At 73.3% G+C, this 12,478-nt stretch carries 13 protein-coding genes and 2 pseudogenes; 6 read left to right on the forward strand and 9 right to left on the reverse strand.

Annotated elements, in window-relative coordinates:
* Together ACP4IX_RS34130 and ACP4IX_RS34135 are read right to left on the reverse strand one after the other, a co-directional pair.
* A pseudogene (locus ACP4IX_RS34130) lies at window positions 1–103 on the reverse strand (ABC transporter); the annotation flags it as partial.
* Between the two features lie 12 nt (window positions 104–115).
* Window positions 116–787, reverse strand: a complete 672-nt coding sequence (locus tag ACP4IX_RS34135; protein WP_426527052.1) for a DUF4097 family beta strand repeat-containing protein — start codon at window positions 785–787, stop codon at window positions 116–118.
* Between the two features lie 222 nt (window positions 788–1,009).
* Between ACP4IX_RS34135 and ACP4IX_RS34140 the strand changes: the two genes are divergently transcribed.
* Window positions 1,010–1,762, forward strand: a complete 753-nt coding sequence (locus ACP4IX_RS34140) for a helix-turn-helix domain-containing protein (protein ID WP_426527050.1) — start codon at window positions 1,010–1,012, stop codon at window positions 1,760–1,762.
* 305 nt (window positions 1,763–2,067) lie between these two features.
* Here ACP4IX_RS34140 and ACP4IX_RS34145 read toward each other — a convergent pair whose 3' ends face one another.
* The 4 genes from ACP4IX_RS34145 to ACP4IX_RS34160 form a co-directional block, all read right to left on the reverse strand.
* Complete coding sequence (locus ACP4IX_RS34145; protein WP_426526667.1) at window positions 2,068–2,712, reverse strand: DedA family protein; 645 nt, start codon at window positions 2,710–2,712, stop codon at window positions 2,068–2,070.
* 336 nt (window positions 2,713–3,048) lie between these two features.
* A complete protein-coding gene (locus tag ACP4IX_RS34150) occupies window positions 3,049–3,504 on the reverse strand; it encodes a DoxX family protein (protein ID WP_426526669.1) in 456 nt (151 codons plus the stop codon).
* A 231-nt stretch (window positions 3,505–3,735) separates the two neighbouring features.
* On the reverse strand, window positions 3,736–5,463 hold the full coding sequence (locus tag ACP4IX_RS34155; RefSeq protein WP_426526671.1) for an alkaline phosphatase D family protein: 1,728 nt from the start codon (window positions 5,461–5,463) through the stop codon (window positions 3,736–3,738).
* A 228-nt stretch (window positions 5,464–5,691) separates the two neighbouring features.
* Window positions 5,692–6,336, reverse strand: a complete 645-nt coding sequence (locus ACP4IX_RS34160) for an HNH endonuclease family protein (RefSeq protein ID WP_426558405.1) — start codon at window positions 6,334–6,336, stop codon at window positions 5,692–5,694.
* A gap of 445 nt (window positions 6,337–6,781) precedes the next feature.
* On the opposite strand from ACP4IX_RS34160, the gene ACP4IX_RS34165 reads away from it, so the two are divergent.
* Window positions 6,782–7,363, forward strand: a complete 582-nt coding sequence (locus ACP4IX_RS34165) for a TMEM165/GDT1 family protein (protein WP_398131846.1) — start codon at window positions 6,782–6,784, stop codon at window positions 7,361–7,363.
* Between the two features lie 288 nt (window positions 7,364–7,651).
* Window positions 7,652–8,314 (forward strand): HAD family hydrolase, encoded by a 663-nt coding sequence (locus tag ACP4IX_RS34170; protein WP_426558407.1) that lies wholly within the window; start codon window positions 7,652–7,654, stop codon window positions 8,312–8,314.
* A 96-nt stretch (window positions 8,315–8,410) separates the two neighbouring features.
* Here ACP4IX_RS34170 and ACP4IX_RS34175 read toward each other — a convergent pair whose 3' ends face one another.
* On the reverse strand, window positions 8,411–9,652 hold the full coding sequence (locus tag ACP4IX_RS34175; protein ID WP_426558409.1) for a peptidoglycan-binding domain-containing protein: 1,242 nt from the start codon (window positions 9,650–9,652) through the stop codon (window positions 8,411–8,413).
* A gap of 165 nt (window positions 9,653–9,817) precedes the next feature.
* Between ACP4IX_RS34175 and ACP4IX_RS34180 the strand changes: the two are divergent.
* A pseudogene (locus ACP4IX_RS34180) lies at window positions 9,818–10,044 on the forward strand (EmrB/QacA family drug resistance transporter); the annotation flags it as partial.
* Between the two features lie 36 nt (window positions 10,045–10,080).
* Here ACP4IX_RS34180 and ACP4IX_RS34185 read toward each other — a convergent pair.
* Entirely contained in the window at window positions 10,081–10,581 is a 501-nt protein-coding gene (locus ACP4IX_RS34185) for a GNAT family N-acetyltransferase (RefSeq protein ID WP_426558411.1), read from the reverse strand.
* Between the two features lie 165 nt (window positions 10,582–10,746).
* Between ACP4IX_RS34185 and ACP4IX_RS34190 the strand changes: the two genes are divergently transcribed.
* Window positions 10,747–11,433 (forward strand): hypothetical protein, encoded by a 687-nt coding sequence (locus ACP4IX_RS34190; RefSeq protein WP_426558413.1) that lies wholly within the window; start codon window positions 10,747–10,749, stop codon window positions 11,431–11,433.
* 3 nt (window positions 11,434–11,436) lie between these two features.
* Window positions 11,437–11,961, forward strand: coding sequence for a hypothetical protein (locus ACP4IX_RS34195; protein WP_426558415.1), 525 nt, complete (start codon window positions 11,437–11,439; stop codon window positions 11,959–11,961).
* A 10-nt stretch (window positions 11,962–11,971) separates the two neighbouring features.
* Here the strand turns inward: ACP4IX_RS34195 and ACP4IX_RS34200 are convergent, their stop codons facing one another.
* Window positions 11,972–12,325: a DUF1992 domain-containing protein gene (locus ACP4IX_RS34200; protein WP_426558445.1), complete on the reverse strand. Its 354-nt coding sequence runs from the start codon at window positions 12,323–12,325 to the stop codon at window positions 11,972–11,974.
* Window positions 12,326–12,478 lie beyond the last annotated feature (153 nt).

Below are 12,478 nucleotides of genomic sequence, written 5' to 3' on the forward strand. Positions count from 1 at the left end.
CGAACACGGAACCGGCCGGGATGTGCAGGTCGATGCCGTCGAGGACGGTCTTGTCGCCGTACGACTTGCGCAGCCCGTTCGCCGTGATGGCCAAGCTGGTCATGGAGTGCTCCTTCTACAGGCTGCGGGCGGTGATGTCGCCGTGGGCGGTGGTCGCGTGGATGGCCAGGCCGGCGTCGGCGCCGTCGGCGTTCTGGAGTGCGTTGTGGATCCGGCCGTAGGTGGTGCCGGCGTCCAGAGAGGCGGAGACTCCGCGGGCCGCGCCGACCGACACGTCGCCGGACTCGGTGCGCAGCACGACCGTGCCGCGCACGGCCTCGGCGACGCGGATGTCGCCCTTCTGGGTGCGGATCTCCGCGGGGCCGCCGAGGCGGCCGACCGACACGTCACCGGCGAGGACGGTCAGGCGGGCGCTGTCGGCCTCGTCGAGCTTGACCGAGCCCTGCGCGCCCTCGAAGGTGACGTCACCGAGCCGTCCGACGCCCCGGAATTCGGCGGCGTCCGTCTTCGCCTCGATGCTGGAGCCGGCCGGCAGTCGGACGGTCACCTCGACGGCTCCGGAGGGGCCGAAGGCCTGGTTCTTCGCCGCGGGGCCCTCGATCCGCAGGATGCCGTCGCCGTATGCGACCCGGACCTGCTCCGCCGCCTTCACGTCGCGGCTCTTCGAGGGGTTCGCGGGCAGGACCTCGACAGTGGTGTCGGTCCGGTCGGCGGCGATGAGCTGCACGCGTCCCGCGGGGATGTCCAGAACGGTGGTGACCAGGGCGGGGGTGTCGAACTTCTGCATGGTTTCTCTCCTGCGACTCGTCGTTTCTGACGTTGGAAAAGCTACGTTGCGTTCACGGATCGCGCAACGGAGATGTTGCGTTCGATTCCCATAAGGCCAGGTCAAAGTCATTATTTCGTTGCGATGGCTTCTCGCTTAATGCAACAACTCACCCCTTGTCGTTGCAATGGAATGGGAGTGAACGCTAAGCTGTGCACACCAAGGACCCATGAGGAGGCCGCTGTGCCGGGAGGCAGACTCACCCAGCAGGAACGCCAGCAGATCGCGCTGGGGCTGGCCGACGGGCTCGCCTACGCGGAGATCGCCAGGCGGCTCGATCGTCCGACCTCGACGGTCACCCGTGAGGTGATGCGCAACGGCGGCCCCACCGACTACCGCGCCGACCTGGCCCACCGCGCCACGGAGCGCCGTACCCACCGGCGCAGACAGGCGGCGCCGGCGTCGGAGGCGCCCGCACAGGCGTACGGGCGCGATGCCGAGGCGGTGCGCGAGTACGAGGAGTTGTTCACCACCGTCCTCATGGCGTCGGGCATGCCCAAGATGATGTCCCGGGTGATGGCCTGCCTCACCCTCACCGACACCGGCAGCCTCACCGCGGCGGAACTCGTCCAACGCCTCCACGTCAGCCCGGCGTCGGTCTCCAAAGCGATCGCGTTCCTCGAAAGCCAGGCGTTCGTCCGCCGGGAACGCGACGAACGCCGCCGCGAGCGCTACGTCGTCGACGACGACATCTGGTACCAGTCGATGCAGGCCAGCGCCCGCTCCACCGCCCACGTCGTGGAGATCGCACGGCAGGGCGTCGACGTCCTCGGCCCCCACACCCCGGCCGCCGCCCGCCTGGAGAACGTCGCCCGCTTCCTCGACTTCGTCTCCGAGAGCCTCGCCCGCGCCGCCGAGCAGGCCCGCGAGATCCTCCACGCGAAACCCGAAGCGCCCCCGGGCGGCAGCGTCGAGCCGCGTTCGGACCGCGCGTAGGCGGGCGTCGTGCTCGGGCGCCGCCGGCCGCCCGGGCCGGCGGCGTCGAGGACGGTGACGGATCGGCTCCGTGCAAGGACGTCTCGGAGCAGCGGGCCGAGGTGCTTGCTGGATCGGGCGGAGTCTCGTACGGCTTCGGGCGGTGTGCCGCCCGCCCGCGTCGAACCCGGCGATCCGGGCCGCCCCGCAGGGCCGCACCGCGCCACTCGCCGCCGCCGTGGACCGCAGCGAGACGCCACGAGGCCGACGCGTGCGCCGCGAGCCCCCCGCCTGCTACAGCCTTGCCCGCTACGGTCCCCGCTCCGCTAGGACGCTCGCGTCGCCCTGGGCTGGCGGCGCATCAGGTATGCCGCCCCCGCCCCCGCGCCGAACAGGGCCACCAGCGACACCGCGGCCCCCAGCCAGGTCGCGCCCAGCCACTGGCCGCCGAAGTAGCCGAGGGCGACGCTGTAGGCGGCCCACGCCAGTCCGGCCAGGGCCGACCAGGGGAGGAACTCGCGGACCCGGCGGTGAGCGGTGCCCGCGACGAGAGAGACGACCGAGCGGCCGGCCGGGGCGAAACGGGCCAGTACGACCAGAGCACCGCCGCCACGGGCGAGGGCTCCGCCGAGACGTTCCTGCGCCGTGGTCAGCCGACGGGAACGGGCGATCGCGCGGTCCAGGCGTGGCCCGCCGCGCCAGGCGAGGCGGTAGACCGCCAGATCTCCGAGGACGGACGCGGTCGCCGCGCACAGCGTCAGGACCAGGATGTCGGGGACGTCCTGCGGAACCCGCCCGGCAGCCGCAGCGCCGGCACCCGTGCCCGCGGCCGCCGCCGTGGCAGCCGTGATCACCAGGACACCGCTCGGCAGCACCGGCAGGAAGATGTCGAGGAGCACCGAAACGGCCACCAGTACATAGATCCATGGGCTGCTGACCAGCGAACCGATGCTCCCGAGACTCTCGACCACCACAACTCCCCGTTACTCCCCCGTGGGCCGGGCCATGCCGCGAGACGCGGGGACGGCAGGAGCGGCCGATGACAGCCATACAGCGTACGCCTGAGGTGTGACAGACGGTTCACAGGGGCCTTGTGCGTTCGGCGCGGAGCGTTCACCCGGGAGGGGGCGGCGGCGTCGGGGAGCGGGTGTTCACGTCTCGCGGAGTGCCCCGCGCCGCGAGCTGGGAGGCGATTCCCCGCCGCGGGGGCGGCAGCGGTGCCCTCCCGGTCGACAACGGTGCCTCCCTGTGCGGGGAGGCACCGCTCGGCGGCCTCTTCGGATCAGGCGGGTGCCGCTCCGGGGCGGTCAGGCCGCGACCGGCGTCTGGCGCTCCGCGGCGGCCTTTTCCTGGTCGGACGTGCGGCGGGCGAGCAGCCGGTCCAGGCCGAAAGCGCCGGAGCCGGTGAAGGCCAGCAGCAGGAAGGCCCAGCAGAACATGGCGGAGGCCTCGCCGCCGTTCTCCATCGGCCACAGGGCGCTCGGCTGGTGCACCTTGAAGTACGCGTAGGCCATGGAGCCCGAGGAGATGATCGCGGCGGCGCGGGTGCCGAGGCCGAGCATGACGAGGCCGCCGCCGACCAGCTGGATCACGGCCGCGTACCAGCCCGGCCAGGTGCCCGCCTCGATCGTGCCGCCGGTTCCCGAGGCGCCGCCGAGGACGCCGAAGAGGGAGGCCGCGCCGTGACAGGCGAAGAGCAGGCCGACGACTATGCGGAACAGGCCGAAAACGTAGGGCTGAGCGCTGTTGAGGCGTTCGGACATGGGGGGGGGTGCTCCTTCGGTCGGGCCGGCCGTGTGGGGCCGGTGGGGACGGAACCGAGTGGGGTGCCCACGTTAGGTGCGCCTTACGAGTACTTGCAAGTTCAACATTTAGCCATGACTTGGCGCACGGTCACGCTTCCGGTTCGGCCGCCTCCGCAGGTGGGAGCGCTCCCACGCGTGAGCCGCAGGCCACCGATGTGACTGGTTTCATACTCGGCCCAGCCCCCGGGCCTACGCCAGCTCTCTGTCCGTGATCATCCGCAGGACGGTCGCCCCGTCGCGCTCCGCCCGCGCCTGCTCCAGGCGCAGCCGGGCCGATCGCCCCCGCAGGGTCAGCGTCATGAGCTGGTTGCCGAACCAGGGGCCGCCGGTCTTGCGCCAGCCGACCGCCGGCGGCGCACAGCGCCCGTGCCGGGCGATGCGCCGCCCGAGGGCACGCGCCAGGGCACTCCAGCCGAAGCGGAAGCCGAGGCGGATCGAGAGCGGTACGGAGTTGTGGACGGGGGAGCAGGTCAGCTGGGCGACCCGGGCGTCGGGCGCGCGACCCGGCCAGGACGGTTCGGCCACGTAGGCGTGGTGAACGTCGCCGGAGAGCACGCTCACCGTCGCGGGCGCCCCCGGGCCGGTGCCCGCCTCGGCGATCAGGCCGGCGAGGGCGTCGAAGGAGGACGGGAAGGCCGACCAGTGCTCCAGGTCGGCCCCGCGTCTGATCCTCTCCCCGAGGCGCGCCCAGCGTGCGCCGCGCTCGCCGACGCACATCGCCGCGTTCCACGCCTCCACGTCGTGCACCAGGTGGGGCAGCAGCCAGGGCAGGGAGGTGCCGATCAGCAGATGGTCGTACGGGCTCCGCCCGCCGTTCCCGTCCCCGTCTCCGTGCCCGCCCGCCGCCGTGGTGTCCCTGCCCTCGTCGTCCCCGTCCCGGTCCTCGCCGCCGACCCGCCCGTCCAGGATCTGTTCACGCAGCCAGGCGGCCTCGCCCGGGTCGAGCATGGTGCGGCGGTCCTCCTCCAGGACGCGGGCCGCGCGTGAGTCCACCATCACCAGCCGTACGCGGCCGAAGTCGCGCCGGTAGCTCCAGCGGACGGAGGCCGGGTCGGCGTCGGCCCGCGCGGCGAACGCGCGGAGTACGTCGGTGCCGTCGGGGGTCTCGCGGACGGCCGCGTAGAGGGGGTCGGCGGCCAGCTCGTCCGGGGAGAGGTTGCCCAGCTGCTGGTACACCCAGTAGGACATCAGCCCGCTCAGGAGCCGCTCGCGCCACCAGTCCGTGGCCCGCATGTCGGCCAGCCAGGCCGCGGAGGTGTTCCAGTCGTCGATGACGTCGTGGTCGTCGAAGATCATGCAGCTGGGCACGGTGGACAGCAGCCAGCGCACCTCGGGGTCGAGCCACGACTCGTAGTAGAGGCGGGTGTACTCCTCGTAGTCCGCGACCTGGTCGCCGGGGGGTTCGCCCAGGTCGCGGCGGCCGGCGATCCAGTGGCGTGTGGCGTCGGAGATCTCGTCGGCGTACACCTGGTCGCCGAGCAGGAGCAGCAGGTCGGGTCGCGCGCCCTGCGGGTCGGCGGCGATCCGGGCGGAGAGGGTGTCCAGCGCGTCCGGGCCCACCCGGTCCTTCCCGCCGGCCGGTGGTGCGGCCCAGCGGCAGGAGCCGAACGCGATGCGCATCTCCTCGTGCACCGCCGGGGACGTGGTGATCACCGAGGGCGGGAAGCGCGAGTCGGGCGGCGGCCACACGCACGCGCCGTCGAGGAGTACCTCGTACTCCGTCGCCTTCCCGGGTGTCAGACCGCTCACCGGAACCAGGGCGTAGTGGTGTCCCGCGATCTGGAAGGTGCGGGACGTCCCCAGGGCGCCGTCGGCGCAGCGCACCTCGGCGGTGCACGGACGGTTCGTCTCGACCCAGACGGTCGCGCACGAGCCGTCGGTGTACCTCAGCAGTGGTCCCAGGCGTAGTCCGGCCATGGTGATGCCCTCCTCCGTCGCCCCGTACGGTACGGAACGACGGAGGTGGGCGCGGAGGTTCCGCGCCGGACACGCGGTGACCGGACGGGCGGTGACCGGACGGGCGGTGACCGGACGCGCGGTGACCGGACGGGCGGTGACCGGGACGCCGGTGGCAGACCCCCGGTCGGCCGGGCACCGGATCTCCCGTCCCGGTCACCCGGTGCCCGGCCGGCCGGGACGGGGGCGTCAGCAGCTCGCCAGCCGGCTCTGCAGTGCCGACTTCTCGGCGGAGTCGACCGAGAGGTCGTAGTAGTACTTCACCTGGACCCAGGCGCGGACGTACGTGCAGCGGTAGGCGCTGCGGGAGGGCATCCAGGTGGCCGGGTCCTGGTCGCCCTTGGACTGGTTGACGTTGTCGGTGACCGCGAGGAGCTGGGGGCGGGTCAGGTCGTTGGCGAAGGACTGGCGCCGGGAGGTGCTCCAGGAGCCGGCGCCGGAGTCCCAGGCCTCGGCGAGCGGGACGAGGTGGTCGATGTCGACGTCGGAGGCGGCGGACCAGGTGGCGCCGTCGTAGGGGGAGTACCAGCTGCCCTTGGTGGCGGCGCAGGAGGAGTCGGTGACGACGCCCGAGCCGTCGCGCTTGAGGACGGTCTCGCGGGTGTTGCAGGAGCCGGACTGGGTGATCCAGTGCGGGAAGAGGTCGCGGTCGTAGCCGGTGCGGTTCTCGGTCTCCACGGTGAGGGAGGCGAGGTAGGAGCGGGCGGTGGCGGCGCTGACCGGGGTGGGGAGGGCGGCGGAGGCGGCCGGGCCGTTGAGGAGCCCGGCGGAGGCTATGAGCCCGGTGAACGCGGCGAGGAAACCGAGCCGTCGACGCGCGTAGAACTTCGGCATGCGAACTCCCTTGGAATGTGGGGGTGTTGGGACGCGGGCAGGGGAATGCTCGCGACGCCGCATGGCGCACAGGTGTGCGGTCGGTAAGAAGCTAGTGACGTGTGCATGGCACGTCTACGGGTCCGACGGGACTTTCGCCTCCGACGGCCCCCGGGGCTTTCGCCTCTCGGGATCGCCCGACGGCTCGCGTACTATGGATGGCGCAGAAGGGGAGTAGCTCTTCGCCGGACCGTCGACATACTGCTCAGCTCGCCTGAGCCGGCGCCCGGAGGCAGGCCTCGTACGCGGGGCCGGCCAGCGAGACCTTCGGCAAGCAGTGCACGCCCGTGCCGTACGGCAGGGGCGGACCGTGTGCTGCCGTGCCGAGGTGTCTCGCTTCGCGGTTGTGTGTATCCGCGAGATCAGCACTCTCGGCGGGGCGGCCCCGACCGACAGAGGAAACCCCTTGATCAGCCTGACCGTGACGGCAGTCGTCTTCGGCGTCGTCTTCCTGGCCGAACTGCCGGACAAGACCGCGCTCGCCGGCCTCGTCCTCGGCACCCGCTACCGGGCCTCGTACGTCTTCGCCGGCGTGGCCGCCGCCTTCGCGCTGCACGTCGTGCTGGCGGTCGCGGCCGGCAGCGTGCTGACCCTGCTTCCGCAGCAGATCGTGCACGCGCTGACCGGTGTGCTGTTCCTGGGCGGCGCCGCCGTGCTGCTGATGAGGAAGGACGACGAGGACGAGGAGATCCGCAAGCCGGAGGACCAGTCCTTCTGGAAGGTCTCCGGGGCGGGCTTCATGCTCATCCTGGTCGCCGAGTTCGGTGACCTCACGCAGATCATGACGGCGAACCTCGCGGCCCGCTACGACGACCCGCTGTCCGTCGGGCTCGGCGCGGTGCTCGCGCTGTGGGCGGTGGCCGGTCTCGGCATCGTCGGCGGCAAGGCCCTGATGAAGCGGGTGCCGCTGCGGCTGATCACGAAGGTCGCGGCGCTGCTCATGCTGGGCCTCGGGGTGTGGAGCCTGTGGGAGGCGGTCGCCGGGTGAGGCGCGCACGGCGGGACCCGGTGACGCGCGAGCCCGGTGACGCGCGAGCCCGGTGACGCGTGACTGACGCGGGCCGGGTGGCGGGTGGACCCACGCGGGCCGGGTGGCGCGCGAACCGACGGGGACCGGGCGGCGCGCGAACTGAACGGTGCGTGAACGTTCGGGCGGGGTGGTGGCGCGATGCCCGGTACGTTTTGTACCGTGGATGAACAAAGTGGCTCCCGCCCGTTCTCCCTGACCGGCGGGCGGGGCCGCCTTGTATTCCTCCTCGCGCCTTGGAGTCTGCCGATGACGGCCACCGCCACCGTTCTCACCGCCCGTGCACTGCTGCTGGACATGGACGGCACCCTCGTCAACTCGGACGCCGCCGTCGAGCGCGTCTGGCGGCGCTGGGCCGACCGGAACGGCCTGGACGGCGACGAGGTCATGAAGGTCGTCCACGGGCGGCAGGGCTATGCCTCGATGGCGCTGCTGCTGCCCGACCGGCCCATGGACCAGAACCACGCCGACAACGCGCGCATGCTCGCCGAGGAGACCGCCGACACCGAGGGCGTCGTCGCGATCCCGGGGGCGCCGGAGTTCCTCGCCTCGCTGCGCGGACTGCCGCACGCCCTGGTGACCTCGGCCGACGTGCCGTTGTCCACGGCGCGGATGGCCGCCGCCGGACTCGTGCAGCCGGACGTCCGGGTCACCGCCGAGTCGGTCGGCGCCAGCAAGCCCGACCCCGAGGGCTTCCTCAAGGGCGCCGCCGAACTGGGCGTCGCCCCTGCCGACTGCATCGCCTTCGAGGACTCCGGCGCCGGCATCGAGGCCGCGCGCGCCGCGGGGATGCGGGTCGTGGGGGTCGGCCCGAGGGCCGGTTTCCACGGGCCCGACGTGGTCGTGGAGGACCTGACGCGGGTACGTGTGGAGGCCGGCGCGGACGGGACGCTGCGGCTGCACATCGGCTGACGAAGGGGCGCCACGCGCCGGCCGAACGCGGGCCGGCCGAACGCGCGCCCGCTGAACGGCGGGCCGCGCGCACCGCCTACGGTTCGCGCGTACCGCCTACGGTTCCCGCGTCTCCGACTCCAGCCGGCGCCGGGTGTCCTGCCCGTAGACGCCGAGCTCGTCGGAGCGGATGCCGCGGGACCACTGGTAGTTGCGGACCGCGTCCTCGAGCTGGCGGTTGTATCTGCCGTCGAGGTCGCCGTTGTACAGGTACAGCTGGGTCATGCGCTGCTGGAGTTCGGTGACCTCGGGGCCCTGGTCGCCGCGGTGCAGGGTGCCGCCGCCGTCGGAGTCGGGTCCGTCCTCCTCGGACTCCTGCGCGGGGCTGTCGGCCGGCGCCGTCGTCGTGGTCCGCGTCGGCTCGGCCGACCGGGACGGCGCGGGCGAGGCGCTGGACGCCGACGGGGACGGCGAGGGGGACGGGCTCGCGCCGGCGGACGCGGACGCGGAGGCGGACGGGGACGGTGACGCGGAGGCCGGCCGTGCGGAGGTGGCGCTCGGCTCGGGGGCCGTCGAGGCCGCACTGACCGACGGGTCCGGCACGCTCGCCCGGACCTCCTCCGGCAGCGCTCCGTCCCGCGAGGGTGACTCGTAGGAGAACAGCCCGCTCGCGTACCCGGCCGCCCCCACCACGACCACGACCGCCCCAGCGGCACTGAGCAGCACGCCGCGGCGCCGCCGGCGCGGTGGCCGCCCGTCGGTGCCGTACGCGTCGTCCGCACCGGACCCCGCGGGCGCGGAGGGGGCGGTGGACGCGGCGGCCGAGGTCTCGAACAGGCGCAGGTCGTGTGCGCTGGGCGGGCCGGCCGAAGGCGCCAGGGGCGTGGGCAGTACGGAGGTCGCGTCCGTGACCGCGCCGGGCGGTTCGGTGCCGACGGCGCGCAGCGTCATGGTGGCGTCCGGGTCGGGCGAGGCCCCCGAAGCGGGGGTGGGCGCGGTGGGCGCGGTCCCCGGAGCGGAGGTGTGCGCGGCCGGCGCGGACGGGGGTGCCGCGGGCGCCGGTCCCTCCGGTACGGGCGTACCGGACGCAGGCGTACCGGAGGAAGGGGCCGCCCCTGCCGGGGGCGTCGACGGCTCTCCGGCGCCGTCCAGCTCGACGTACGGCCGTATGCGCAGCGGGTCGAAGTCCTCCGCCGCTGCCGCCTGTGCCGTACGCGCGTCGCGCAGGGCGTCGGACACCCGCTCCCCGCAGGCGCAGGCGGGCGTGTTGTCAGCCTCCCTGGGCGTTCCGCACTCCGGGCACGAGTGCCTCTGGGGCCGCTCCTGCGGCTCCTGCGGCGGCTCTTTCTGCTGTTCCACGCGTTCGTCCCTCCCCTCGCGACTCCCCTCGCGAACTCCAGAGATTATGCAGATCTTCTCCACACTCCCGCGCGCACGCCCCCGGAATCCCGGCTTTCCACAGGACTGAACCGGCCATATCCGGTCACACCGACCTGGACGGAAGGTGAGACGTCCGTGGGTGCGGTGCCGAACGCCGTGGCGTACGAGGACCTGGGCGTCGCCACCCCCGGCGCGACCTTCTTCCGCTCCTTCGGCGCCTCCTTCGGCGTGGCCGTCTTCGGCACGGTCTTCGCGGGCCGACTCCGCCGTCACCGACGTCTTCCTGTACGGCCGCCCCCGTCGCCCTCCTCGGCTTCGTGCCGGCCTGGTTCCTGAAGGAGGACCGGCTGCGGCGCGGGCCGGCTGAGCCCGCCGGGCCGCCGGGGCCGCCGGGGCCGCCGGGGCCGTCAGGCCGCGTACGGGAGCTGCTTCACGAACCAGTGCTCGGCGTACGGGTCTTCCTTGTAGGCCTCGGTCTCCGTGTAGCCGAGCCGGGCGTACAGGGCACGGGCCTCGACGAGGTCGCCGCGTGTGTCGAGGACCATCCGCGAGGCGCCGAGCGCCCGTGCCGCGTCCTCGGCGGCCCGTACGAGCAGTGCGGCGCCGCCCCGGCCGCGCATCCGCTCGTGCAGGAACACCCGGGTCAGCTCGGCGGTGGTGCCGTCCCGCAGCCGTACGCCCGAGGTGCCGGCCGGTTCGCCGCCGTACCGCGCGACCAGCAGCCGTCCCCGGGGCGGCACGAGGTCGGCGCCGGAGTACGCGGCGATCTCCCGCTCCAGCTCGGCGGGTTCGGTGGCCCGGCCCTCGTGCAGCAGGTAGTACCGGTCGCTGACCTCCGTGTAGTACGCGCGCCAGAGGGCGGCGGCGACGGGGGAGTCGTACGGTTCCGGGGCGATGGTCCAGGTCATGACCGGCATTGTCGGGACGGCACCGGCGCCCTGTGCAAGCGTATTTTCGCACCGATGTGCCGTGAGCGCGAGCTGTGCGCCGTTTGAGCGCGGGGTCCGGGGCAACCCGAACGGCGAACCGGCCCGCTCCGAGAGCCGGTAGGGCCGAGAACCCGGAAGGCACTCATGTCCACAGGCGTGATCATCGCTTTGATCGTGATCGTGGCGGCCGTGCTCGTTGTCGTGGCCGTACTGGCCCTGCGCGCGCGGGGCCCCCAGCACGGCGGGAGCCTGAAGCGGCGCTTCGGGCCCGAGTACGACCGGGCCGTGGCCCGGCACGACGGCGACACCGCGGCCGCCGAGCGCGAACTCGCCGAGCGCGTGGCACGGCACGGGTCGCTGCACGTCAGGCCGTTGGAGCCGGTCGAGCGCGAGCGGTTCGAGGCGCGCTGGACCGCGGTCCAGGAGCGCTTCGTCGACTCCCCGCGCGAGGCGGTCGGCGAGGCGGACCGGCTGCTCGCGGAGCTGGCCGGCGCCCGGGGCTTCCCGGACGGCGGGCAGTACGAGGAGCAGCTCGCGGCGCTGTCCGTGCACCACGCCCACCACGTCGACGGCTACCGGCGCGTGCACCGAGTGACGCACGCGCGCGTGGACGGCGCGCAGGACAGCGGCGCGGGTACGGAGGAGATGCGCGAGTCCCTGGTCGAGGCCCGCGCGCTCTTCGAGGACCTCGTACGCCCTGGCCGCCATGACGCGGGCCGGCCCGACGGCGGTCGGCACCGCGCCGGGACGGACGGTGGCGGACACGCGCCGGCGTCCTCCCGCCCGCACCACTCCTGGTCGCTCAGCAAACGCCAGCCGAAGGAGAGTTGAGCAATGTCCGATGTGACCCGGCAGCCCGGCGGGATCCCCGTCGAGCGGGACAGGCAGAGCCCCGGCGCCCCGGTGGAGCGGGACAGGCAGGGCCCAGGCGCCCCGGTGGAGCGGGACATGCCGGCCCCCGGCGCCCGCGTCGAGCGGGACGGGCGGGCCCCCGATGCCCGCGGCGAGACCATCCCCGGCCCGGACACCGCGCCGGCCCACAGCGAGGGCACGACCCCTCCGGCCGTCCACGGGGGCGCACTCCTCCCGCACGAGGAGTACGACGAGCTCGGGCAGCGGCTGCGGCACGCGGTGGCCGGTTTCGTCGACGGGCCGCGTGCCTCCGTGGAGGAGGCGGACCGCGTCCTGGAGGAGATCACCGCGCGCTTCACGGAGGCCGTGACGCACCGCCGCCGTACACTGCGCACGTCCTGGCACGACACCGGCCAGGACGACCGCGCGACGAGCACCGACACCGAACAACTCCGCCTGGCCCTGCGGGACTACCGCGAACTGGCGGACCGTCTCATGCGCCTGTGACGCGTAGGCGTCACCGCTCCGCCCGGCGCTCCCGCCACTGCCGTACGACCTCTTCGACGTCGTAGGGCTTCAGACCCAGCGGGGGGCCGGGCGGCGGCTTGAACATGACGTCGCGGATCTTGACGTTGATCTCCTCGACGATGCGGCGGACCACCCGCTCCGACGGCGCGTTCGCCGCCGCCTCCAGGGCGTCCTCCGCCTCCTTGCGCAGGGCCAGGGTGGGCGGCAGTACGGAGAAGCCCTCGCGGGCCATCTTCCGCTTGACCCACCAGAGTTCGTCGTAGGTGCTGTCCACCTCGCTGGGGAGGGGCTTGCCCGCACCGGGCAGCTGGGCGAACTCGCCGCGCGCGTCCGCCTCACGGATCTGTTTGTCGACCCTCCCCCACTTTCAACTTCGTTCGAGCTGGGGGACCCCCATCTCGAAGTCGACGCCAGGTGGCTTTCGCTCGGTCATGACCTCATTGTGCCGGACACGGCACCGGCGGCCGACTTATCATGCGGCGGCGGTACGTCAACG

The organism is Streptomyces sp. WG5 (assembly GCF_049974565.1).
Taxonomy (GTDB): Bacteria; Actinomycetota; Actinomycetes; order Streptomycetales; family Streptomycetaceae; genus Streptomyces.

Coding starts and splice junctions, on each gene's coding strand:
- ACP4IX_RS34135 (WP_426527052.1), bottom strand. CDS start 787: ATGCAGAAGTTCGACACCCCCGCCCTGGTCACCACCGTTCTGGACATC.
- ACP4IX_RS34150 (WP_426526669.1), bottom strand. CDS start 3,504: ATGTCCGAACGCCTCAACAGCGCTCAGCCCTACGTTTTCGGCCTGTTC.
- ACP4IX_RS34155 (WP_426526671.1), bottom strand. CDS start 5,463: ATGGCCGGACTACGCCTGGGACCACTGCTGAGGTACACCGACGGCTCG.
- ACP4IX_RS34160 (WP_426558405.1), bottom strand. CDS start 6,336: ATGCCGAAGTTCTACGCGCGTCGACGGCTCGGTTTCCTCGCCGCGTTC.
- ACP4IX_RS34170 (WP_426558407.1), top strand. CDS start 7,652: ATGACGGCCACCGCCACCGTTCTCACCGCCCGTGCACTGCTGCTGGAC.
- ACP4IX_RS34185 (WP_426558411.1), bottom strand. CDS start 10,581: ATGACCTGGACCATCGCCCCGGAACCGTACGACTCCCCCGTCGCCGCC.
- ACP4IX_RS34190 (WP_426558413.1), top strand. CDS start 10,747: ATGTCCACAGGCGTGATCATCGCTTTGATCGTGATCGTGGCGGCCGTG.
- ACP4IX_RS34195 (WP_426558415.1), top strand. CDS start 11,437: ATGTCCGATGTGACCCGGCAGCCCGGCGGGATCCCCGTCGAGCGGGAC.